The sequence below is a fragment of the Streptomyces sp. NPDC031100 genome (assembly GCF_055570785.1).
This window is the reverse complement of the sequence record NZ_JBVIGN010000001.1, coordinates 369,582-392,374: the sequence shown is the minus strand read 5'-3', so window position 1 is coordinate 392,374 and position 22,793 is coordinate 369,582. Positions and strand designations below refer to the sequence as shown.

The following is a 22,793-nucleotide window of genomic DNA, read 5'->3' as shown; positions in this document are numbered from 1 at the left end:
GGGGCGGGCCGGTGCGCCTGGCCGGACCGGGCTCAGGCCGGGTCGACCTCGCGCAGCAGGCCCGTGTGCACGTCGAAGACGAAGCCGCGCACATCGTCGGTGTGCAGCAGGAACGGCGAGGTGCGCACCCGCTGCATGGACTGGCGCACATCCTGGTCGACGTCCCGGAAGGACTCCACCGCCCATGCGGGGCGCTGGCCGACCTCCATCTCCAGCTCGTGCCGGAAGTCCTCGGTGAGGGACTCCAGACCGCATCCGGTGTGGTGGATCAGGACGACGCTGCGGGTACCGAGCGCCCGCTGGCTGATGGTGAGGGAGCGGATGACGTCGTCGGTGACGACTCCGCCCGCGTTGCGGATGGTGTGGCAGTCGCCGAGCTCCAGGCCGAGCGCGGCGTGCAGGTCGAGCCGGGCGTCCATACAGGCCACCACGGCCACGTGCAGCACGGGACGGGCGTCCATGCCGGGGTCGGTGAACGCGGAGGCGTACTGCCCGTTGGCCTCCACCAGGCGGTCCGTCACGGTGCCCTTGCTCGGTATGGCGCCTTCGGATCCAGTGGGAACTGCTGCGGAAGTCGTCATACTCATGACGTTACTGGTCACCTCCGGGCCCGGCCTGCTGTGAGAGCGGGACAAAAAACGTCATCGTGGCTTGTTGTGAGCTACCCCATACGGAGGGCAAACTCGGACCGCACGGGTGAATCCGTTCGAATTGCGGCTCCCACCGGGATGCGGTACGCGACGCGCAGGCCGGTTGATTGACCGCGAGACACGGTGGACTAAAGTGACGCGAAGCGGGAGACGAGGCTCTCCCTGCTGGTGAAACTCCCGGAGACCCCGGCCCACACCCGGACCGTCTCCCCACGTGCGCGGCGCGTACGTACGGCTCGGCCTCCTCCCGCTCCCGGTCGGCTGACGCTTTCGGCGCCGGCAGGCCTCCCCTTCACAGAGCGGGCGGGGACCCGGCGGTACGTACGGCCGGCCGGAACTGAGAGGCCCCCTTGAGCCAGAGTCGACACGTCCCGGTGATGCTCCAGCGGTGCCTGGATCTGCTGGCGCCCGCCCTGGAGCGGCCGGGAGCGGTGGTCGTCGACTGCACCCTCGGCCTCGGCGGCCACAGCGAGGCGCTGCTCGCGCGGTTCCCCGAGGCGCGGCTCGTCGCCCTCGACCGGGACAAGGAGGCGCTGCGCCTGTCCGGCGAGCGGCTCGCGCCCTTCGGCGAGCGGGCCACCCTGGTGCACGCCGTCTACGACGAGCTGCCCGACGTACTGCACCGGCTCGGCATCCCGCGCGTGCAGGGCGTCCTGTTCGACCTCGGCGTCTCCTCCATGCAGCTGGACGAGGCCGACCGCGGCTTCGCCTACGCCCAGGACGCCCCCCTCGACATGCGCATGGACCAGACGACCGGCATGAGCGCCGCCGAGGTCCTCAACACCTATCCGGCGGGCGAGCTGGTGCGGATCCTGCGCGCGTACGGCGAGGAGAAGCAGGCCAAGCGGATCGTCTCGGCGATCGTCCGCGAGCGCGAGAAGGAGCCGTTCAGTACCAGCGCACGACTGGTCGAGCTGATCCGGGACGCGCTGCCGCAGGCCGCCAAGCGCACCGGAGGCAACCCGGCCAAGCGCACCTTCCAGGCGCTGCGCATCGAGGTCAACGGTGAGCTGTCCGTCCTGGAGCGGGCGATTCCGGCCGCGGTGAAGGCCCTCGACGTCGGCGGACGCATCGCCGTGCTGTCGTACCACTCGCTCGAGGACCGGCTGGTGAAGCAGGTGTTCGCGGCCGGCGCCGCGTCCACAGCGCCGCCCGGGCTGCCGGTCGTGCCCGAGCGCTACCAGCCGCGACTCAAGCTGCTCACGCGCGGTGCCGAACTTCCCACCGAGGAAGAGGTCGCCGAGAACCGCAGGGCCGCACCGGCCCGGCTGCGGGGTGCCGAGCGCATCAGGGAGGACGCCGAGTGAGCGAATCGGGTCGGTTGGGTTTCCGGACTCACCCGTCGGTGCTCCGCAGCCACCGGAGGCCCAGTGAGTAGGAAACCCCAACTGAGGGGGAGGGCCGCCCGGCTCGCCCGGCTCTTCCCGGCCGGCCGCGCCCGCGCGGCCCGCACGCCGTTCGTCCTCCTCGTCGTCCTGCTGCTCGGCGGCGGCCTCATCGGGCTGCTGGTGCTGAACTCCGCGCTCAGCGAGGGCTCGTTCAAACTCGACGCCCTGCAGAAGCGGACCAAGACGCTCACCGACGAGGAGCAGGCGCTCCAGCGGGACATCGACGCCTACTCGTCCCCCGACGCCCTCCAGCGGCGCGCCCGCGAACTCGGCATGGTCCCCGGCGGCGACCCGGCCTTCCTCGACCCCGGCGGCACCGTCAAGGGCGTACCGAACCCCGTCGGCCCCGAGCCCGCCTCGCTCTCCGGGCCGGTCCCCCCGGAGGCCATCGCTCCGGCCTCCGGCTCCTCCGTGCCCCTAGAGCCGTCCCCCGCGTCCCCGTCGGTCGCGCCGACGCAGCCCCCCGCCGATTCCGTCCCCGCCCCCTCGGCTCCGGCCCCGGTGACCGCCCCGGACGCGGCGGTGGCGCCGCTCTCCACCCTCCAGCCCGCCCCCACCCCGACCCCCGGCAGGTGACGGAAGTGTCCGACAGGGAAGCGCCGCGCCGCCGTGTGCCCGGCCCCGCGAAGCCTCCCCGGCCGCGGGGTGCCGTCCGGCGGCAGCCCGGGCCCGGTGCCCGTCCGGCCCGCCGGCCGAGCGGTGCCCGGCCCATGCCCCCGCCGCCCCTGCGGCTGGGCAGCCCCCGCCCCCGGCTGCGCATGGTCGGCCTCGCGCTCACCCTGGTGCTGCTCGCCTTCGTCGTACGGCTGCTCCAGGTCCAGGCCGTCGACGCGAGCGCCTACGCCGCCAAGGCCGAGCAGAACAGGTACGTCGCGCACACCGTGGCAGCCGAGCGCGGCGGGATCACCGACCGCAACGGCGTGTCCCTCGCCATCAGCGAGAACGCGTACGACGTCACGGCCGACCCGACGATGTTCACGGCCAAGCAGCTGAAGATCGCCGACGGACCCGAGCAGGCCGCCGCGCTGCTCGCGCCGATCCTCGGCCAGAGCCAGGCCACGATCGTCCAGAAGCTCAGGCCCGCCAACAAGCTGTCGCGCTACACGCGGCTCGCCAACCGCCAGACCCCGCAGGTCTGGAAGCAGATCAAGGACCTGAAGGCCGCGCTCTCCACGAAGGCCGAGAAGGACCACAGCGCGGTCAACGTGCTCGCCGGCGTCTTCGCCGACCCCAGCAGCCAGCGCGTGTACCCCAACGGCGACCTCGCCGCCGGGCTACTGGGCTGGGTCAACGCCGACGGCAAGGGCGGCGGCGGCATCGAGCAGGAGCTGAACAAGCAGCTGTCCGGGAAGGACGGCAAGATCCGCTACGCCCAGTCCGGCGGCCGCGAGGTGCCGACGGCGGGGTCGACGCAGACGCGCGCCGTGCCCGGCAGCGACGTCGAGCTCACCATCGACCGCGACATCCAGTGGGCCGCCCAGAACGCCATCACCGAGCAGGTGAGGAAGTCCAGGGCGGACCGCGGGTACGTCATCGTCCAGGACACCCGCACCGGCGAGATCCTGGCCATGGCCAACTCGCCCGGCTTCGACCCGAACGACCTGTCGAAGGCCGACGGGGCGGCCATGGGCAACGCGGCCGTCCAGGACGCCTACGAGCCCGGCTCCACCGCCAAGGTGATGTCCATGGCCGCGGTGCTGGAGGAGAACGCGGCGACCCCGCTCACCCACGTCGTCGTACCGAACCGGTTGCACCGCGGCGACCGGCTCTTCCAGGACGACATCGACCACGACACCTGGTACCTCACCCTCAACGGCGTGCTCGCCAAGTCCAGCAACATCGGCACCATCCTCGCCACCGGCCAGCTCGGCAGGACCCAGCCGCAGGTCAACAAGGTCCTCTACTCGTACCTGCGCAAGTTCGGCATCGGCAGCTCCACCGGACTCGGCTTCCCCGGCGAGACCAGGGGCATCCTCGCGCCCGCCGACAAGTGGTCGACGTCGCAGCAGTACACGATTCCTTTCGGCCAGGGCTTCTCCCTCAGCGCCATGCAGGCCGCCTCCGTGTACTCGACCATCGCCAACGGCGGTGTCCGCGTCGAGCCGACCATGGTGCGCGGCATCCAGGGCGCCGACGGCCGCTTCATCCCCGCCCCGCAGCCCAAGAAGACCCGCGTGGTCAGTGCGAAGACGGCCGCGACCCTGTCGCAGATGCTGGAGTCCGTCGTGGACGACGAGCAGGGCACCGGCATCAGGGCCCGCATCCCCGGCTACCGGGTCGCGGGCAAGACCGGCACGGCCAACCGCGTGGATCCGGCCACCGGCCGCTACCACGGCTACACCTCGTCGTTCGCCGGATTCGCACCCGCGGACAACCCGCGGATCACGGTCTACTGCGCGATCCAGAACGCCACGTCCGGCAGCTACTACGGCGGCCAGATCTGCGGACCCATCTACAAGCAGGTGATGGAGTTCGCCCTGAAGACCCTCCAGGTCCCGCCGACCGGGGCGAAGCCCGCGAACCTGCCCGTCGACTACAAGCCCTGATCAGCACCCCCGAAAGACCCAGGAACGAACTCGTGACAACGATCACCCCGAACCCCGGGAACCCTGGGGCTCCGAGCCCCTCACTTCGCTCCGAAGCGGGTGCGCCCGGTACGCTCACCGCCGTGCCACACGCTGATCAGTCCCAAACCACCCAGAAGGGCGCTTCCGTGACATACCCGGGACCGCCGCGACCGGTTCAGGTCTCCGCCACACCCCTCGCGGAACTCGCCGATCAGCTGGGTGCCGCCGTCCCGGAGAGCGCCGCCGAGATCACGGGGATCACCCATGACTCGCGCGCCGTCCGCCCCGGCGACCTGTACGCCGCCCTCCCGGGCGCCCGCCTGCACGGAGCCGACTTCGTCACGCAGGCCGCCGGCCTCGGCGCGGTCGCCGTGCTGACCGACCCGACGGGCGCCGAGCGCGCCGCCGCGACCGGACTGCCCGTCCTCGTCGTGGCCGACCCGCGCGCGCGGATGGGCGAGCTGGCGGCGACGATCTACGGCCGCCCCGGCCGCGACCTGCTCCAGATCGGCATCACGGGCACCTCGGGCAAGACCACCACGGCCTACCTGATCGAGGGCGGTCTGAAGAGCACCCGTAACACCGGCCTCATCGGCACCGTCGAGATGCGCATCGGCGAGGAACGCATCAAGTCCGAGCGCACCACCCCCGAGGCCACCGACCTGCAGGCCCTGTTCGCCGTCATGCGCGAGCGCGGTGTCGAGGCGGTCGCCATGGAGGTCTCCAGCCACGCCCTGGTCCTCGGCCGGGTCGACGGCTGTGTCTTCGACATCGCCGTGTTCAGCAACCTCAGCCCGGAACACATGGAGTTCCACTCCGACATGGAGGACTACTACCGGGCCAAGGCGCAGCTGTTCACCCCGGAACGCAGCAGACTCGGCGTGATCAACATCGACGACGAGTACGGCCGCCGGCTCGCCCGGGAGGCCACCGTTCCGGTCGTCACCTTCTCCGCCGAGGGCCACCCCGACGCCGACTGGCGCGCCCAGGACGTGCAGGTCGGCCCCATGGACTCCACGTTCACCGTCGTCGGCCCCCAGGGCGAGCGCATCCACGCCAGGTCGCCGCTGCCGGGCCCCTTCAACGTGGCGAACACCCTCGCCGCCGTCGTCGCCCTCGCCGCGGCCGGCCTCGACCCGCAGACCGCCGCCGACGGCATCGCCGCCGTACCGGGGGTCCCCGGCCGCCTGGAGCGCGTGGACGCCGGGCAGGCCTATCTCGCGGTCGTCGACTACGCGCACAAGACCGACGCCGTCGAGTCGGTGCTCAAGGCGCTGCGCAAGGTCACCAAGGGCCGGCTGCACGTGGTCCTCGGCTGCGGCGGCGACCGCGACCAGACCAAGCGCGTCCCGATGGGCGCCGCCGCGGCCCGGCTCGCCGACACGGCCGTACTGACATCGGACAACCCCCGCTCCGAGGACCCGCTCGCGATCCTCGCGACCATGCTCCAGGGCGCGGCCTCCGTGCCCGCGCACGAGCGCGGCGAGGTGCTCCTCTTCGAGGACCGGGCCGCCGCGATCGCCGCCGCCGTGGGCCGCGCCGCGCCCGGCGACACCGTGCTGGTCGCGGGCAAGGGCCACGAGCAGGGACAGGACATCGCCGGCGTGGTCCGTCCCTTCGACGACCGCCAGGTGCTTCGCGAAGCTATCCAGAAGACCCAGGGATGAACTTGTGATCGCCCTCTCCCTCGCCGAGATCGCAGCAGTCGTCGGCGGGCAGACGCACGACATACCGGATCCGTCCGTCCAGGTCACGGGACCGGTCGTCCGGGACTCCCGAGAGGTGGTGCCGGGCAGCCTCTTCGCCGCCTTCGTCGGCGAACGCGTCGACGGCCACGACTACGCCGAGGCCGTCGTGGCGGCCGGTGCCGTCGCCGTGCTGGCCTCCCGGCCCGTCGGCGTGCCCGCGATCGTCGTGGCGGACGTGCAGACCGCCCTCGGCGCCCTCGCCCGTCATGTCGTACGACGGCTCGGCGCGACCCTCGTCGCCCTGACCGGCTCCGCCGGCAAGACCAGCACCAAGGACCTCATCGCCCAGGTGCTCCGGAGCAAGGCGCCGACCGTGTTCACGCCCGGCTCGCTCAACAACGAGATCGGACTGCCGCTGACCGCCCTGTCCGCCACCGAGGAGACGAAGTTCCTCGTGCTGGAGATGGGCGCCCGCGGCACCGGCCACATCCGCTACCTCACCGACCTCACCCCGCCGAGGATCGGCCTGGTGCTCAACGTCGGCACCGCCCACATCGGCGAGTTCGGCGGCCGCGAGCAGATCGCCGAGGCCAAGGGCGAACTCGTGGAGGCGCTCCCTCCGGCGGACCAGGGCGGCGCGGCCATCCTCAACGCCGACGACCCGCTGGTCCGGTCCATGGCCTCCCGTACCAAGGCGAAGGTGGTCCTTTTCGGAGAGTCGGCCGAAGCGGACGTACGCGCCGAGAACGTGCGACTCACGGACACCGGACAGCCCTCCTTCAGGCTTCACACACCCTCCGGTGCAAGCGATGTGACCATGCGCCTGTACGGTGAGCACCACGTGTCGAACGCGCTCGCCGCGGCCGCCGTCGCCCATGAGCTGGGCATGTCCGCGGAAGAGATCGCCACCGCGCTCTCCGAGGCTGGCACCCTCTCCCGCTGGCGCATGGAGGTCACCGAGCGGCCGGACGGCGTGACCATCGTCAACGACGCCTACAACGCCAACCCCGAGTCCATGCGGGCCGCCCTCAAGGCGCTCGCGGCCATGGGCAAGGGGCGCCGCACGTGGGCGGTGCTCGGCAAGATGGCCGAGCTGGGGGACGAGGCGCTCGCCGAGCACGACGCCGTCGGACGGCTCGCCGTCCGGCTCAACGTCAGCAAGCTCGTCGCGGTCGGGGGGATCGAAGCCTCCTGGCTGCAACTGGGCGCATATAACGAGGGTTCGTGGGGTGAGGAGTCGGTGCACGTGTCCGACGCACAGGCGGCGGTCGACCTGTTGCGCAGCGAGTTGCGCCCAGGGGACGTCGTACTCGTGAAGGCGTCCCGTTCGGTGGGGCTCGAAAGCGTCGCCCAGGCGCTCATCGAGACCGGTGCCGAGGGTGAGGTTGCCGCCCGATGATGAAGCAGATCCTGTTCTCGGGAGTCATCGGCCTCTTCCTGACCCTGATCGGGACCCCGCTGCTGATCAAGCTGCTGGCCCGCAAGGGCTACGGCCAGTACATCCGTGACGACGGCCCGCGCGAGCACGCCAGCAAGCGCGGTACGCCCACCATGGGCGGTATCGCCTTCATCCTGGCGACGATCGCCGCGTACTTCCTGAGCAAGCTCATCACCGGCTACGCCCCGACCTACTCCGGACTCCTCGTCCTGGGCCTGATGTTCGGCATGGGTCTGGTCGGCTTCCTCGACGACTACATCAAGATCGTCAAGCGGCGCTCGCTGGGCCTGCGGGCCAAGGCGAAGATGGCCGGCCAGCTGATCGTCGGCATCGGCTTCGCGGTGCTCTCGCTGCAGTTCGCCGACGCCCGGGGCAACACCCCGGCCTCCACCAAGCTGTCGTTCATCACGGACTTCGGCTGGACGATCGGCCCGGTGCTGTTCGTCGTCTGGGCGCTGTTCATGATCCTCGCCATGTCGAACGGCGTGAACCTCACCGACGGTCTGGACGGCCTCGCCACCGGCGCCTCCGTCCTCGTCTTCGGCGCCTACACCTTCATCGGCGTCTGGCAGTTCCAGGAGTCCTGCGCCAACGCGCAGACGCTGACCAACCCGGCCGCCTGCTACGAGGTGCGCGACCCGCTCGACCTCGCCGTGGTCGCCTCCGCCCTGATGGGCGCCTGCCTGGGCTTCCTGTGGTGGAACACCTCGCCGGCGAAGATCTTCATGGGCGACACCGGCTCGCTCGCCCTCGGCGGTGTCCTCACGGGCCTGGCCATCCTCTCCCGCACGGAGCTGCTGGTGGCCATCATGGGCGGCCTGTTCGTCCTCATCACGATGTCGGTCGTCATCCAGGTCGGCTCCTTCCGGCTCACCGGAAAGCGCGTCTTCCGGATGGCACCACTCCAGCACCACTTCGAACTCAAGGGCTGGTCCGAAGTCCTGGTGGTGGTCCGCTTCTGGATCATCCAGGGAATCTGTGTGATTGTCGGACTTGGCCTCTTCTATGCGGGATGGGCAGCGGACAAGTGACCTCCTCGGTGCCTTCCGGATCCCCGGATTTCCAGGGCAAGCACATCACCGTCGCCGGGCTCGGCGTCTCCGGCGTCCCGGCGGCGAAGGTGCTCCACGCACGCGGGGCGATCGTCACGGTCGTCAACGACGGCGACGACGCCCGCGCGCGTGAGCAGGCCGCGGAGCTCCAGGCGCTCGGCATCACCGTGCGCCTCGGCGATGGAGCGACCCTGCCGGAGGGCACCGAGCTGATCGTCACCGCGCCCGGCTGGAAGCCGGACAAGCCGCTCTTCCTGGCGGCTGAGAAGGCCGGCGTGCCCGTCTGGGGGGACGTGGAGCTGGCCTGGCGCCTGCGGGGTCCCGACGCGGCCCCCTGGCTGGCCGTGACCGGCACCAACGGCAAGACCACCACCGTCCAGATGCTGGCCTCGATCCTGAAGGCCGCGGGCCTGCGCACCGCCGCCGTCGGCAACATCGGCGTCTCTCTGCTGGACGCGGTCCTCGGCGAGGAGCAGTACGACGTCCTCGCGGTCGAGCTGTCCAGCTACCAGCTCCACTGGGCGCCCTCCCTGCGCGCCCACTCCGCGGCCGTGCTGAACCTCGCCCCGGACCACCTCGACTGGCACGGCTCGATGGGGGCCTACGCCGCCGACAAGGGCCGTATCTACGAGGGCAATCGGGTCGCCTGCGTCTACAACGTGGCCGAGAAGCCCACCGAGGACCTGGTGCGCGAGGCGGACGTGGAGGAGGGCTGCCGGGCCATCGGCTTCACCCTCGGCACCCCGGGTCCCTCCCAACTCGGTGTAGTGGACGGCATCCTGGTCGACCGCGCCTTCGTGGAGAACCGGCACAAGAACGCCCAGGAACTCGCCGAGATCTCGGACGTCAACCCGCCGGCCCCGCACAACATCGCCAACGCCCTGGCCGCAGCGGCCCTCGCGCGCGCCTTCGGGGTGCCCGCCACGGCCGTACGCGACGGCCTCAGGGCCTTCACGCCGGACGCCCACCGCATCGCGCTCGTGGACGACCTCGACGGGGTGGCGTACGTGGACGACTCCAAGGCGACCAACACCCACGCCGCGGAAGCCTCGTTGGCGGCATATGAGTCGATCGTATGGATTGCGGGTGGTCTGGCGAAGGGTGCGACCTTCGGCGAACTGGTCGCCAAGTCGGCAAAGCGACTTCGCGGTGCCGTCCTGATCGGCGCCGATCGTGCCCTCATCCGCGACGCCCTCGCGCGACACGCCCCCGAAGTACCCGTTGTCGACCTCGAACGGACCGACACTGGGGCGATGCTCCAGGCGGTGACCGAGGCGAAGCGGCTCGCGCAGCCCGGCGACACGGTGCTGCTGGCCCCGGCCTGTGCCTCCATGGACATGTTCACCAACTACAACCAGCGCGGTGACGCGTTCGCGGCAGCGGTCCGCGAACTCGGCGCGGGCGCCTGACGGCGGGTCTCGGCCACCTGGGGTGCTTCGGGACCCTTGGAGGGTGGAGGGACGCGTGAGGCGGATGTGGCTCGGGTTGGGTCGGCGGGTGCGAGGAGCTGGTGATGTCCAGTAGCCGTACGGGCCGTCCTCCGGTTCAGCGCGCCGCCAGGCCTGCGGGATCACGGCCGGCGCGCGAGAGTTCCGTACTTCGGCTCTACCTGCGCGCGCGGAAGGCCTGGGACCGCCCGCTGACCGCCTACTACCTGATCCTCGGCGGCAGCCTGCTGATCACCGTGCTGGGCCTGGTGATGGTCTACTCGGCCTCCCAGATCACCGCCTTGCAGCTGTCGCTGCCGGGGTCGTACTTCTTCCGCAAGCAGTTCCTCGCCGCGGTCATCGGCAGCGCACTGCTGTTCGTCGCCTCCCGCATGCCGGTGAAGCTGCACCGGGCGCTGGCCTACCCGATCCTCGCCGGTGCCGTCTTCCTGATGGCCCTGGTGCAGGTGCCGGGGATAGGGCGGGAGGTCAACGGCAACCAGAACTGGATCTCCCTCGGCGGCTCCTTCCAGATCCAGCCCAGCGAGTTCGGCAAGCTCGCCCTGGTGCTGTGGGGCGCGGACCTGATGGCCCGCAAGCAGGAGAAGAAGCTGCTGACGCAGTGGAAGCACATGCTGGTGCCGCTGGTGCCCGTCTCCTTCCTGCTGCTGGGCCTGATCATGCTCGGCGGCGACATGGGCACCGCGATCATTCTCACGGCGATCCTGTTCGGCGTGCTGTGGCTCGCGGGGGCACCGACCCGGCTGTTCGGCGGGGTGCTGTCGATCGCCGGTCTGATCGGCCTGGTCCTGATCAAGTCCAGCCCCAACCGGATGGCCCGGCTCGCCTGCATCGGCGCCACCGAGCCCAGGTCCGGGGTGGCCGACTGCTGGCAGGCCGTGCACGGCATCTATGCCCTCGCCTCCGGCGGAATCTTCGGCTCCGGCCTTGGTGCGAGTGTGGAAAAATGGGGCCAACTGCCAGAAGCGCACACCGACTTCATCTTCGCCGTCACCGGTGAGGAACTGGGCCTGGCGGGGACGCTGTCGGTGCTCGCCCTGTTCGCGGCTCTAGGCTATGCGGGTATCCGCGTGGCCGGACGCACGGAGGACCCCTTCGTGAGGTACGCCGCGGGAGGCGTGACCACCTGGATCACCGCCCAGGCGGTGATCAACATCGGTGCGGTGCTCGGCCTGCTGCCGATCGCCGGCGTCCCCCTCCCGCTGTTCTCCTACGGAGGGTCGGCCCTGCTGCCGACCATGTTCGCCATCGGGCTGCTGATCGCCTTCGCGCGCGACGACCCCGCTGCGCGGACGGCGCTTGCCATGCGGCAACCTCGCTTTGGTAGAAAGCGGGCTGGAGGCTCCGGTGTCGAGCGGGGGCCTCGGAGATGGAACACGATGCGACGGCGTGCCTCGGTGGCGCGCTCGTCCGGAGAGCGGTGAATTTCGGTGCATGTCGTACTCGCTGGTGGGGGGACCGCCGGCCACATCGAGCCCGCGCTCGCCCTCGCGGACGCCCTGCGCAGGCAGGACCCCACCGTGGGGATCACGGCCCTGGGCACGGAGCGGGGCCTTGAGACCCGGCTCGTTCCGGAGCGCGGCTACGAGCTGGCGCTGATCCCCGCGGTGCCGCTGCCTCGCAAGCCCACGCCCGAGCTGATCACCGTCCCGGGCCGGCTGCGCGGCACGATCAAGGCCGCCGAGCAGATCCTGGAGCGCACCAAGGCGGACTGTGTGGTCGGCTTCGGCGGCTATGTCGCCCTGCCCGGCTACCTGGCCGCCAAGCGCCTCGGCGTGCCCATCGTGATCCACGAGGCCAACGCACGGCCCGGTCTGGCCAACAAGATCGGCTCGCGGTACGCGGCCCGGGTCGCCGTCTCCACCCCGGACAGCAAGCTGCGCGACGCCCGCTACATCGGCATCCCACTGCGCCGCTCCATCGCCACCCTGGACCGCGCCGCCGTCCGGCCCGAGGCTCGCGCCCGCTTCGGCCTCGACCCGAACCTGCCCACGCTGCTCGTCTCCGGCGGCTCCCAGGGCGCCCGGCGCCTCAACGAGGTGACCCAGCAGGTCGCTCCGTGGCTCCAGCAGGCCGGCATCCAGATCCTGCACGCGGTCGGCCCGAAGAACGAACTGCCGCAGGTGCAGCAGATGCCGGGAATGCCCCCCTACATCCCGGTAAGTTACCTGGACCGGATGGACCTCGCGTACGCCGCGGCCGACATGATGCTCTGCCGCGCGGGCGCGATGACCGTCGCCGAACTCTCCGCCGTCGGGCTCCCGGCCGCCTACGTTCCGCTGCCCATCGGCAACGGCGAACAGCGGCTGAACGCCCAGCCGGTGGTCAAGGCCGGCGGCGGACTCCTCGTCGACGACGCGGAACTCACGCCCGAGTGGGTGCAGCAGAACGTCCTGCCCGTACTCGCCGACCCGCACCGGCTGTACGAGATGTCCCGCGCCGCCGGGGAGTTCGGCCGCCGGGACGCCGACGACCTGCTCGTCGGCATGGTGTACGAGGCGATCGCCTCGCGCCGTTAGGACCGTATGACGAAAGGGCAGTGAGCGTGGCCGGACCGACGACCGCCGAGCGCGGTGACCGCCAGCAGGAGTCGTCCGGCCCGCCGCCCGCGCGGCGGTTGAGGAAACCCCGCCTTCGTACGATCGTCATTCTGGCCGTCGTCGTCCTGGCGCTCCTCGGGGGCGGTTCCGCTTGGGTGTTGTACGGCTCCGCGTGGACCCGTGTGGAGCGCGTCTCGGTCTCCGGCACCCAGCTGCTGACGCCGGCCGACGTACGCGAGGCCGCCTCGGTGCCGATCGGGGCGCCGCTGATTTCCATCGACACGACTGCCGTCGAAGCCCGACTTCGCCGGAAATTGCCCCGAATTGACACTGTTGATGTGGTCCGTTCCTGGCCCCATGGAATCGGCCTGAAAGTGACCGAGCGCACCCCGGTGCTGCTCATCCGAAAAGCCGGGAACTTCGTCGAAGTCGACGACGAAGGTGTCCGTTTCGCTACGGTTTCGCAGGCGCCGAAAGGCGTTCCGACACTGGAATTGACCGCATCCCGGTCGGGTTCCGGTGCCGCGAGCTTCCGGCGTTTCGGCACCGACCGGCTGGTGCGGGAGGGCGTCCGGATCGTCGGCGACCTGCCGGCCGCGGTCGCCCGCGACACCCGGAACGTCCAAGTCCGTTCCTATGACGCCATCTCGCTGGAGTTGGGCGACGGCCGAACAGTGGCATGGGGCAGCAGCGAGAACGGCCGCGCCAAGGCACGAGCCCTCACAGCACTCATGAAAGCAGCTCCGGGCGCCCGGTACTTCGACGTCAGCGTTCCCACCGCCCCTGCGTCGTCCGGGAGTTGACGCACATCAGCGCAGGCCAGCACCCTGGTTGGGCACTGCTACGGCTGATCACATAGGGTGAAAAGAAAAACGGGAGGTTCGGCGTGTTCGTTGAACGGGCGCCACTTGTCGACTTAGTGTCCTGTTCAGAAGACTCCAGGGAACAGACACACTGGTAACCCTAAACTTCAGGGTTAGGGTTCGGGTCGGCGTTCGGACCGTCCCATTCGGCATCCGTCGTCCCGGTGCGGGGAACCGCCCGGTGGCGACAACGTAATTCGAGGCGAGAGGCCTTCGACGTGGCAGCACCGCAGAACTACCTCGCAGTCATCAAGGTCATCGGTGTCGGCGGCGGTGGTGTCAATGCCATCAACCGGATGATCGAGGTCGGTCTCAAGGGCGTCGAGTTCATCGCCATCAACACCGACGCACAGGCGCTGTTGATGAGCGACGCCGACGTCAAGCTCGACGTCGGCCGCGAACTCACCCGCGGACTCGGCGCCGGCGCCAACCCGGCTGTCGGCCGCAAGGCCGCCGAGGACCACCGCGAGGAGATCGAGGAGGTCCTCAAGGGGGCCGACATGGTCTTCGTGACGGCCGGTGAAGGCGGCGGCACCGGCACCGGCGGCGCGCCCGTCGTGGCCAACATCGCGCGCTCGCTGGGCGCCCTCACCATCGGCGTGGTCACGCGCCCGTTCACCTTCGAGGGGCGGCGCCGCGCGAACCAGGCCGAGGACGGCATCGCCGAGCTGCGCGAAGAGGTCGACACCCTCATCGTCATCCCGAACGACCGGCTGCTGTCCATCTCGGACCGCCAGGTCTCGGTCCTCGACGCCTTCAAGTCGGCCGACCAGGTCCTGCTCTCCGGTGTCCAGGGCATCACCGACCTCATCACCACCCCCGGCCTGATCAACCTCGACTTCGCCGACGTCAAGTCGGTCATGTCCGAGGCCGGTTCGGCCCTCATGGGCATCGGCTCGGCCCGCGGCGACGACCGCGCGGTGGCAGCGGCCGAGATGGCCATCTCCTCGCCGCTGCTGGAGGCGTCCATCGACGGCGCCCGCGGCGTCCTGCTCTCCATCTCCGGTGGCTCCGACCTCGGTCTGTTCGAGATCAACGAGGCCGCCCAGCTGGTCAGCGAGGCCGCGCACCCCGAGGCCAACATCATCTTCGGCGCGGTCATCGACGACGCCCTCGGCGACGAGGTCCGGGTCACCGTGATCGCCGCCGGCTTCGACGGCGGCCAGCCGCCGGCCCGCCGGGACAACGTCCTCGGCTCGGCCTCCGCCTCGGCCGCGCCCCGCCGTGAGGAGCCCGCTCCGGCACGGCAGCCGGAGAGCCGCCCGTCCTTCGGCTCCCTCGGCAGCGTGACCCCGAAGGAGGAGCCGGAGCCGGCGCCCGAGCCGGTGGCCGACGTCCAGGCCGCCCCGCCGCTCCCGTCGTCGCGGACCTACGCGGACAGCGCGGCCGAGGAACTGGACGTACCGGACTTCCTGAAGTGATAGGACAGCGCGAGAGCGTGAGCGGCGCGCACTTCGCCTTCACCGACCGGTGGGGCGGGGTGAGCGCCGCTCCGTATGAGGAGCTCAACCTCGGCGGCGCCGTGGGCGACGATCCCGGTGCGGTACGGGCCAACCGGGAGCTGGCGGCGAAGTCGCTGGGGCTGGACGCCGACCGGGTCGTCTGGATGAACCAGGTGCACGGCGCCGACGTGGCCGTCGTGGACGAGCCGTGGGGCGAGCAACCCGTGCCGGAGGTCGACGCCGTCGTCACCGCCCGCCGCGGACTCGCCCTCGCCGTCCTCACCGCCGACTGCGTGCCGGTCCTGCTGGCCGACCCCGTCGCCGGGGTCGTGGCCGCGGCGCACGCGGGCCGGCCCGGGATGGTCAAGGGGGTCGTCCCCGCCGCCGTACGGGCCATGACCGAACTCGGCGCCGAGCCGGGCCGGATCGTCGCCTGCACCGGACCGGCGGTCTGCGGCCGGTGCTACGAGGTGCCGGAGCAGATGCGCGCCGACGTGACCGCCGTCGAGTCGGCGGCGCACGCCGAGACGAGCTGGGGCACGCCCGCGGTCGACGTGAGCGCCGGAGTGCACGCACAGCTCGACCGGCTCGGGGTGCGCGACCGGGTGCACTCGCCGGTGTGCACGCTGGAGTCGGGCGACCACTTCTCGTACCGCCGCGACCGCACCACCGGGCGGCTCGCGAGCTATGTCTGGCTGGATTGATAGGGCATGACGGACCGTAAGACCGAACTCGCCGGAAATCTGGCGAAAGTGGAACAGCGCATCGCCGCCGCGTGTGCTGCAGCCGGACGGGGGCGGGAGGAGGTGACCCTGATCGTGGTCACCAAGACCTACCCGGCGAGCGATGTGCGGATTCTGTCGGAACTCGGTGTGCGTGACGTCGCCGAGAACCGCGACCAGGACGCGGCCCCGAAGGCCGCTGCCTGTGCAGATCTGCCCCTGAAATGGCATTTTGTCGGTCAATTGCAGACCAACAAAGTGCGTTCCGTGGTCGGTTACGCGGATGTCGTGCAGTCCGTGGACCGTGCGCGGCTCGTCACGGCGCTGTCCACGGAGGCCGTGCGGGCGGAGCGCGAGGTCGGGTGTCTCATCCAGGTCGCGCTCGACGCCGGCGAGAGGGAGCGGGGCGAGCGCGGTGGCGTAGCGCCCGGCGGAATCGAAGAGTTGGCCGACCTCGTGGCCGGGTCTCCCGGACTGCGGCTCGACGGACTGATGACCGTCGCCCCGCTCACCGGAGAGTACGCGGGACGCGAACAGGCGGCATTCGAGCGGCTCATGGATTTGTCGACTGACCTGCGCCGAGCTCATCCGGCTGCAACCATGGTGTCGGCAGGGATGAGTGCGGACCTCGAACAGGCCGTGGCCGCCGGGGCGACACATGTGCGCGTCGGCACCGCGGTACTCGGAGTCCGCCCCAGGCTCGGGTAACGTCGCCAAGAAGTCGGACCACAGCAGAAAATATGGTCAGTGCCTGTGAAGGCGGGCGCAACGACCTCGTGGATCGCGGGCACTTGGCAGTCGTCAGTCGATCCACCACAGAGCGGAGGACTCAGAGCATGGCCGGCGCGATGCGCAAGATGGCGGTCTACCTCGGCCTCGTGGAGGACGATGGGTACGACGGCCGTGGATTCGACCCCGACGACGACTTCGAGCCGGAGCTGGATCCGGAGCCCGAGCGGGACCACCGGCGACACGAATCGTCACATCAGTCGCACAGCGCACATCAGTCCCAAAGGGACGAAGAGGTGCGTATCGTGCAACCCTCCGCGCCGCGCGAATCGGTGGCTCGTTCGACTTCGCTCGCCGCGGAATCCGGACGTCCGGCGCGCATCGCGCCCGTGGCATCCATCACACAAGAACGTCAGTCCCTGGAGAAGAACGCACCGGTGATCATGCCCAAGGTCGTGTCGGAACGAGAGCCGTACCGGATCACCACGCTTCACCCCCGGACCTACAACGAGGCCCGTACCATCGGGGAACACTTCCGTGAGGGCACCCCGGTGATCATGAATCTGACTGAGATGGACGACACAGATGCGAAGCGACTTGTCGACTTTGCGGCTGGTTTGGTGTTTGGTCTTCACGGCAGTATCGAGCGGGTGACGCAGAAGGTGTTCCTGTTGTCTCCTGCTAACGTCGATGTCACGGCGGAGGACAAGGCCCGCATCGCAGAGGGCGGGTTCTTCAACCAGAGCTGAGACGTACCACCGGAAAGAAGCACAGGACTGGGGAGAGGGAAAGTCAGGCCATGAGCGTGTTCGCGCAGGTGATCTACATCGCGCTGATGGTGTTCCTCGTCGTGCTCATTTTCCGGCTGGTCATGGACTACGTCTTCCAGTTCGCCCGCTCGTGGCAACCCGGCAAGGCGATGGTGGTCGTCCTGGAGGCCACCTACACTGTCACCGATCCACCGCTGAAGCTTCTGCGGCGGTTCATCCCGCCGCTGCGTCTCGGGGGCGTGGCGCTCGACCTGTCCTTCTTCGTACTGATGATCATCGTTTACATCCTCATCGCCGTTGCGCGGAGCTTCCTGTGATGAGGGTGGACGATACGGTCTTGCCGACTGCCGATGACTACGTTGAGGTGAAGAGATGCCGTTGACCCCCGAGGACGTGCGGAACAAGCAGTTCACGACCGTCCGCCTCCGAGAAGGCTATGACGAGGACGAGGTCGATGCCTTCCTCGACGAGGTCGAAGCCGAACTGACCCGTCTGCTCCGCGAGAACGAGGACCTGCGCGCCAAGCTGGCCGCGGCCACGCGCGCTGCTGCCCAGAACCAGCAGAACATGCGCAAGCCTCCGGAGCAGGACCAGCAGCAGGGCATTCCCCAGCAGGGGATGCGAGGTCCCGGCGCACCGGTGCCCGCCGGAATATCGGGCCCGCCGCAGCAGCAGATGGGTGGCCCCATGGGTGGCCCGCCCCAGCTGCCGAGCGGTGCCCCGCAGCTGCCCGCCGGTCCCGGCGGTCAGGGCGGTCCGCAGGGTCCCGGCCCCATGGGTCAGGGTCCGATGGGCCAGGGCCCGATGGGTGGTCAGCCCCCCATGCAGCAGATGGGTGGTCCGATGGGCGGCCCCATGGGCGGTCCGATGGGCGGCCCCGGTCAGGGCCCCGGTGGCGACAGCGCCGCCCGAGTCCTCTCGCTGGCCCAGCAGACCGCCGACCAGGCGATCGCCGAGGCCCGCTCCGAGGCCAACAAGATCGTCGGCGAGGCCCGCAGCCGCGCCGAGGGTCTGGAGCGTGACGCCCGTGCCAAGGCCGACGCCCTGGAGCGGGACGCGCAGGAGAAGCACCGTGTGGCCATGGGCTCCCTGGAGTCCGCGCGCGCCACGCTGGAGCGCAAGGTCGAGGACCTGCGTGGCTTCGAGCGCGAGTACCGCACGCGCCTGAAGTCGTACCTGGAGTCCCAGCTGCGCCAGCTGGAGACGCAGGCCGACGACTCGCTGGCCCCGCCGCGCACCCCGGCCACCGCGTCCCTCCCGCCGTCCCCGGCGCCCTCCATGGCTCCGGCCGGCGCGAGCGCCCCGTCCTACGGCGGCAACCAGACGATGGGTGGCGCGCCTGCGCCGTCCGCCCCGTCGTACGGCGGCCAGCAGCAGATGACCCCCGCGATGACCCAGCCCATGGCTCCGGTCCGTCCGCAGGGTCCGTCCCCGATGGGCCAGGCGCCCTCGCCGATGCGCGGGTTCCTGATCGACGAGGACGACAACTGACGGGCCGCGGACACTAGTACGACAACGGCGTCGGCAGCGTTCAGGGCGGGGCCCCGGATCTTGATCCGGGGCCCCGCCCTTTTTACGCGCGTTGCGGGGGTGTCGGCTCCCCGCACAGAGGAGAAGGGCCCGGCCTCCGCATCGGAGGCCGGGCCCTTCTCGTAACCGTCGGCGCTTACGCCTTGCGCAGGCGGAACGTCAGGCTCAGGCCCTCGTCCGTGAACGGCTCGCCGTAGGTCCCGTCCGCCTCACCCTGGCCGAAGTCGGTCGACAGGACCTCCTCGGCGATCAGCCCGGCGTGCTCGGTGAGTGCCGCGAGGACCGCCGGGTCGGTCGAGGTCCAGCGCAGCGCGATCCGGTCGGCGACGTCCAGGCCGCTGTTCTTGCGGGCCTCCTGGATCAGCCGGATCGCGTCACGGGCCAGGCCCGCCTGGCGCAGCTCCTCCGTGATCTCCAGGTCCAGCGCCACCGTGGCACCGGAGTCGGAGGCCACCGACCAGCCCTCGCGCGGGGTCTCGGTGATGATCACTTCGTCCGGGGCGAGGGTGATCGCCTCCCCGTCGACCTCCACCGAGGCCGTGCCCTCGCGCAGGCCCAGCGACAGCGCGGCGGCGTCGGCCGCGGCGATCGCCTTGGCCACGTCCTGCACCCGCTTGCCGAACCGCTTGCCCAGCGCCCGGAAGTTGGCCTTGGCGGTCGTGTCCACCAGGGAGCCGCCGACCTCCGAGAGGGAGGCCAGCGAGGAGACGTTCAGCTCCTCGGTGATCTGGACGTGCAGCTCCGGGTCCAGGGTCTCGAAGCCCGTGGCGGCGATGAGCGCACGGGACAGCGGCTGACGCGTCTTGACGCCCGACTCCGCGCGCGTGGCGCGGCCCAGCTCCACCAGCCGGCGGACCAGGACCATCTGCCGGGACAGCTGCGGGTCGATCGCCGACAGGTCCGCCTCGGGCCAGGAGGCCAGGTGGACCGACTCCGGGGCGCCCGGGGACACCGGCACGACCAGGTCCTGCCACACCCGCTCGGTGAGGAACGGGGTGATCGGGGCCATCAGCTTCGTGACCGTCTCCAGCACCTCGTGCAGCGTGCGCAGCGCGGCCTTGTCGCCCTGCCAGAAGCGGCGGCGCGAGCGGCGGACGTACCAGTTGGACAGGTCGTCGACGAACGCGGACAGCAGCTTGCCGGCGCGCTGGGTGTCGTACGCCTCCAGCGCCTGCGTCACCTGGTCGGTGAGCGCGTGCAGCTCGGAAAGGAGCCAGCGGTCCAGCAGCGGGCGGTCGGCCGGGGCCGGGTCCGCCGCGGTGGGCGCCCAGTTGGACGTACGGGCGTACAGCGCCTGGAAGGCCACCGTGTTCCAGTACGTGAGGAGCGTCTTGCGGACGACCTCCTGGATGGTGCCGTGGCCGACCCGGCGGGCCGCCCACGGGGAGCCGCCGGCCGCCATGAACCAGCGCACCGCGTCCGCGCCGTGCTGGTCCATGAGCGGGATCGGGTCCAGGGTGTTGCCCAGGTGCTTGGACATCTTGCGGCCGTCCTCGGCGAGGATGTGGCCGAGGCACACGACGTTCTCGTACGACGACTCGTCGAAGACGAGGGTGCCGACCGCCATGAGGGTGTAGAACCACCCGCGCGTCTGGTCGATCGCCTCGGAGATGAACTGCGCCGGGTACCGGCTTTCGAACAGCTCCTTGTTCTTGTGCGGGTAGCCCCACTGCGCGAACGGCATCGAGCCCGAGTCGTACCAGGCGTCGATGACCTCCGGTACACGCGTGGCCGTCTTCCCGCAGCCCTCGTGACGGCAGGCGAAGGTGACCTCGTCGATGTACGGGCGGTGCGGGTCCAGGCCCGACTGGTCGGTGCCGGTCAGCTCGGTCAGCTCCGCGCGGGAGCCGACGACGGTGAGGTGGTCGTCCTCGCAGCGCCAGATCGGCAGCGGGGTGCCCCAGTAGCGGTTGCGGGACAGCGCCCAGTCGATGTTGTTGTTCAGCCAGTCACCGAAGCGGCCGTGCTTGACCGTCTCCGGGAACCAGTTGGTCTTCTCGTTCTCCTGGATCAGGCGGTCCTTGATCGCCGTGGTGCGGATGTACCAGGAGGGCTGCGCGTAGTAGAGCAGCGCGGTGTGGCAGCGCCAGCAGTGCGGGTAGCTGTGCTCGTACGGGATGTGCCTGAAGAGCAGACCGCGCTGCTGGAGGTCCTCGGTGAGCTTTTCGTCCGCCTTCTTGAAGAAGACGCCGCCGACCAGCGGGACGTCCTCCTCGAAGGTGCCGTCGGGCCGGACCGGGTTCACGACCGGCAGACCGTAGGAGCGGCAGACCCTGAGGTCGTCCTCGCCGAAGGCGGGGGACTGGTGCACCAGACCGGTGCCGTCCTCGGTGGTGACGTAGTCGGCGTTGACGACGTAGTGCGCCTCGGCCGGGAACTCCACCAGCTCGAACGGACGTTGATACGTCCAGTGCTCCATCTCGGCGCCCGTGAAGGTCTGGCCGGTGACTTCCCAGCCCTCGCCGAGGGCCTTGGCGACGAGCGGCTCGGCGACGACGAGCTTCTCCTCGCCGTTGGAGGCGACGACGTAGGTGACCTCCGGGTGCGCGGCGACCGCCGTGTTGGACACCAGGGTCCAGGGGGTCGTCGTCCACACCAGGAGCGCGGCCTCGCCCGCGAGCGGACCGGAGGTGAGCGGGAAGCGGACGTACACGGACGGGTCCACGACCGTCTCGTAGCCCTGCGCCAGCTCGTGGTCGGACAGGCCGGTGCCGCAGCGCGGGCACCAGGGGGCGACGCGGTGGTCCTGGACCAGCAGGCCCTTGGTGAAGATCTCCTTCAGCGACCACCAGACCGACTCCACGTACTCGGGGTCCATGGTCCGGTAGGCGTCGTCCAGGTCGACCCAGTAGCCCATGCGGGTCGTCAGCGCGGCGAAGGCGTCGGTGTGCCGGGTCACCGACTCACGGCACTTGGCGTTGAACTCGGCGATGCCGTACGCCTCGATGTCCTGCTTGCCGGAGAAGCCCAGCTCCTTCTCGACCGCCAGCTCCACGGGCAGGCCGTGACAGTCCCAGCCGGCCTTGCGGGCCACGTGGTAGCCGCGCATCGTGCGGAAGCGGGGGAAGACGTCCTTGAAGACGCGCGCCTCGATGTGGTGGGCGCCGGGCATGCCGTTCGCGGTGGGCGGGCCCTCGTAGAACACCCATTCGGGGCGGCCCTCGGACTGCTCCAGGCTCTTGGCGAAGATCTTCTGGTCGCGCCAGAAGTCGAGCACGGCGTGCTCAAGCGCGGGCAGGTCGACCTGTGCGGGCACCTGGCGGTACGTCGGCGCTGTCATCTGCGAGCATCCTCCAACGGACTTGCTGCCTTCCGTCGGAGGGACGAGAGCCTTCTTTCCTGCTACGCCGTGTGCGGCGCGCTCCCGCGGTACCACCCTCCTTGGCTCTCCGTCGCGCGGTACGCGCCGTGAGCCCCCTCATTGAGGTCGCGAAGCCGGTTCTACTCGCCTGTGCCTCGCGGCTGCGGCTTTCTTCCGGCGGCTCCGGGGTGATCTTCACGTCGCGCCGGCCCCCGGGCTCACACCGTCCCCGGGTCGCTCTGGGCTGCGTACGCCGCTACTCGTCCCCATCCATGCTTTTCGCTCCGCCCAGTGTACGGCGCCCCGCGGACAGCGGCCGACCGGTTTTCCCACCCGTGCCGGTGCGCTCGGCCGGGCCTCGGGCGCGATGACCCGAATGGCCAGGGGGAGGGCGGCCGGGTCCGCGCCCGCCCGGCTCGGCGGATTACCTGGCGAGGAGCTGGGCACAACGGATGCAGGTCCGCTGCATGGGGGGTGCGGGCGGGCGAATCGGGCGGTGTGCCCCGTTGCCGCGGGACTCAAGTCGATTTATCGTCCCAGCACGATTCGCGAACAAGATCACAATATGTGAAGGGGTCGCGGCCATGGTGGCGAACAAGACCGCCGTACAGCAGCCGGCGACCGGTCGCTCCAGGGGCGCGGCCGCCGCCGGGCGTACGGCTGCC

General features: G+C 70.4%; 18 protein-coding genes. 16 read left to right on the top strand and 2 right to left on the bottom strand.

What is annotated here, in order from left to right; all coding sequences use genetic code 11:
- Positions 1-32 precede the first annotated feature (32 nt).
- Entirely contained in the window at positions 33-581 is a 549-nt protein-coding gene (locus ACZ5DS_RS01805) for a beta-class carbonic anhydrase (protein ID WP_468232937.1), read from the bottom strand.
- 419 nt (positions 582-1,000) lie between these two features.
- Between ACZ5DS_RS01805 and rsmH the strand changes: the two genes are divergently transcribed.
- From rsmH to ACZ5DS_RS01725, 16 genes are all read left to right on the top strand, one after another.
- Positions 1,001-1,957, top strand: a complete 957-nt coding sequence (gene rsmH, locus ACZ5DS_RS01800) for a 16S rRNA (cytosine(1402)-N(4))-methyltransferase RsmH (RefSeq protein WP_468232935.1) — start codon at positions 1,001-1,003, stop codon at positions 1,955-1,957.
- Between the two features lie 63 nt (positions 1,958-2,020).
- Positions 2,021-2,614 carry a cell division protein FtsL gene (ftsL, locus tag ACZ5DS_RS01795; RefSeq protein WP_468232933.1) on the top strand — a complete coding sequence of 198 codons (594 nt, stop codon included), beginning with the start codon at positions 2,021-2,023 and terminating at the stop codon, positions 2,612-2,614.
- 5 nt (positions 2,615-2,619) lie between these two features.
- Positions 2,620-4,584 (top strand): peptidoglycan D,D-transpeptidase FtsI family protein, encoded by a 1,965-nt coding sequence (locus ACZ5DS_RS01790; protein WP_468232931.1) that lies wholly within the window; start codon positions 2,620-2,622, stop codon positions 4,582-4,584.
- Positions 4,585-4,616: 32 nt separating this feature from the next.
- Complete coding sequence (locus tag ACZ5DS_RS01785; protein ID WP_468232929.1) at positions 4,617-6,272, top strand: UDP-N-acetylmuramoyl-L-alanyl-D-glutamate--2,6-diaminopimelate ligase; 1,656 nt, start codon at positions 4,617-4,619, stop codon at positions 6,270-6,272.
- A gap of 4 nt (positions 6,273-6,276) precedes the next feature.
- Entirely contained in the window at positions 6,277-7,692 is a 1,416-nt protein-coding gene (locus tag ACZ5DS_RS01780) for a UDP-N-acetylmuramoyl-tripeptide--D-alanyl-D-alanine ligase (RefSeq protein WP_468232927.1), read from the top strand.
- Positions 7,692-8,762: a phospho-N-acetylmuramoyl-pentapeptide-transferase gene (gene mraY, locus ACZ5DS_RS01775; RefSeq protein WP_468233858.1), complete on the top strand. Its 1,071-nt coding sequence runs from the start codon at positions 7,692-7,694 to the stop codon at positions 8,760-8,762. Before ACZ5DS_RS01780 ends, mraY begins: the two co-directional genes overlap by 1 nt.
- On the top strand, positions 8,744-10,192 hold the full coding sequence (gene murD, locus ACZ5DS_RS01770) for a UDP-N-acetylmuramoyl-L-alanine--D-glutamate ligase (RefSeq protein ID WP_468232925.1): 1,449 nt from the start codon (positions 8,744-8,746) through the stop codon (positions 10,190-10,192). Before mraY ends, murD begins: the two co-directional genes overlap by 19 nt.
- A 104-nt stretch (positions 10,193-10,296) precedes the next feature.
- Positions 10,297-11,655 carry a putative lipid II flippase FtsW gene (gene ftsW, locus ACZ5DS_RS01765; protein WP_468232923.1) on the top strand — a complete coding sequence of 453 codons (1,359 nt, stop codon included), beginning with the start codon at positions 10,297-10,299 and terminating at the stop codon, positions 11,653-11,655.
- Between the two features lie 6 nt (positions 11,656-11,661).
- Positions 11,662-12,750 (top strand): undecaprenyldiphospho-muramoylpentapeptide beta-N-acetylglucosaminyltransferase, encoded by a 1,089-nt coding sequence (murG, locus tag ACZ5DS_RS01760; protein ID WP_468232921.1) that lies wholly within the window; start codon positions 11,662-11,664, stop codon positions 12,748-12,750.
- Positions 12,751-12,776: 26 nt separating this feature from the next.
- Complete coding sequence (locus ACZ5DS_RS01755; protein WP_468232919.1) at positions 12,777-13,574, top strand: cell division protein FtsQ/DivIB; 798 nt, start codon at positions 12,777-12,779, stop codon at positions 13,572-13,574.
- Between the two features lie 278 nt (positions 13,575-13,852).
- Complete coding sequence (ftsZ, locus tag ACZ5DS_RS01750) at positions 13,853-15,055, top strand: cell division protein FtsZ (protein ID WP_468232917.1); 1,203 nt, start codon at positions 13,853-13,855, stop codon at positions 15,053-15,055.
- Positions 15,052-15,780 (top strand): peptidoglycan editing factor PgeF, encoded by a 729-nt coding sequence (gene pgeF, locus ACZ5DS_RS01745; protein ID WP_468232915.1) that lies wholly within the window; start codon positions 15,052-15,054, stop codon positions 15,778-15,780. The genes ftsZ and pgeF overlap by 4 nt, the downstream gene beginning before the upstream one ends.
- A 6-nt stretch (positions 15,781-15,786) precedes the next feature.
- Positions 15,787-16,506, top strand: coding sequence for a YggS family pyridoxal phosphate-dependent enzyme (locus ACZ5DS_RS01740; RefSeq protein ID WP_468232913.1), 720 nt, complete (start codon positions 15,787-15,789; stop codon positions 16,504-16,506).
- A gap of 128 nt (positions 16,507-16,634) precedes the next feature.
- Complete coding sequence (locus ACZ5DS_RS01735; RefSeq protein WP_468232911.1) at positions 16,635-17,276, top strand: cell division protein SepF; 642 nt, start codon at positions 16,635-16,637, stop codon at positions 17,274-17,276.
- 50 nt (positions 17,277-17,326) lie between these two features.
- Positions 17,327-17,614 (top strand): YggT family protein, encoded by a 288-nt coding sequence (locus ACZ5DS_RS01730; protein ID WP_359066134.1) that lies wholly within the window; start codon positions 17,327-17,329, stop codon positions 17,612-17,614.
- Positions 17,615-17,669: 55 nt separating this feature from the next.
- Entirely contained in the window at positions 17,670-18,788 is a 1,119-nt protein-coding gene (locus ACZ5DS_RS01725) for a DivIVA domain-containing protein (RefSeq protein WP_468232909.1), read from the top strand.
- 175 nt (positions 18,789-18,963) lie between these two features.
- Here the strand turns inward: ACZ5DS_RS01725 and ileS are convergent, their stop codons facing one another.
- Complete coding sequence (ileS, locus tag ACZ5DS_RS01720; protein WP_468232908.1) at positions 18,964-22,107, bottom strand: isoleucine--tRNA ligase; 3,144 nt, start codon at positions 22,105-22,107, stop codon at positions 18,964-18,966.
- Positions 22,108-22,793 lie beyond the last annotated feature (686 nt).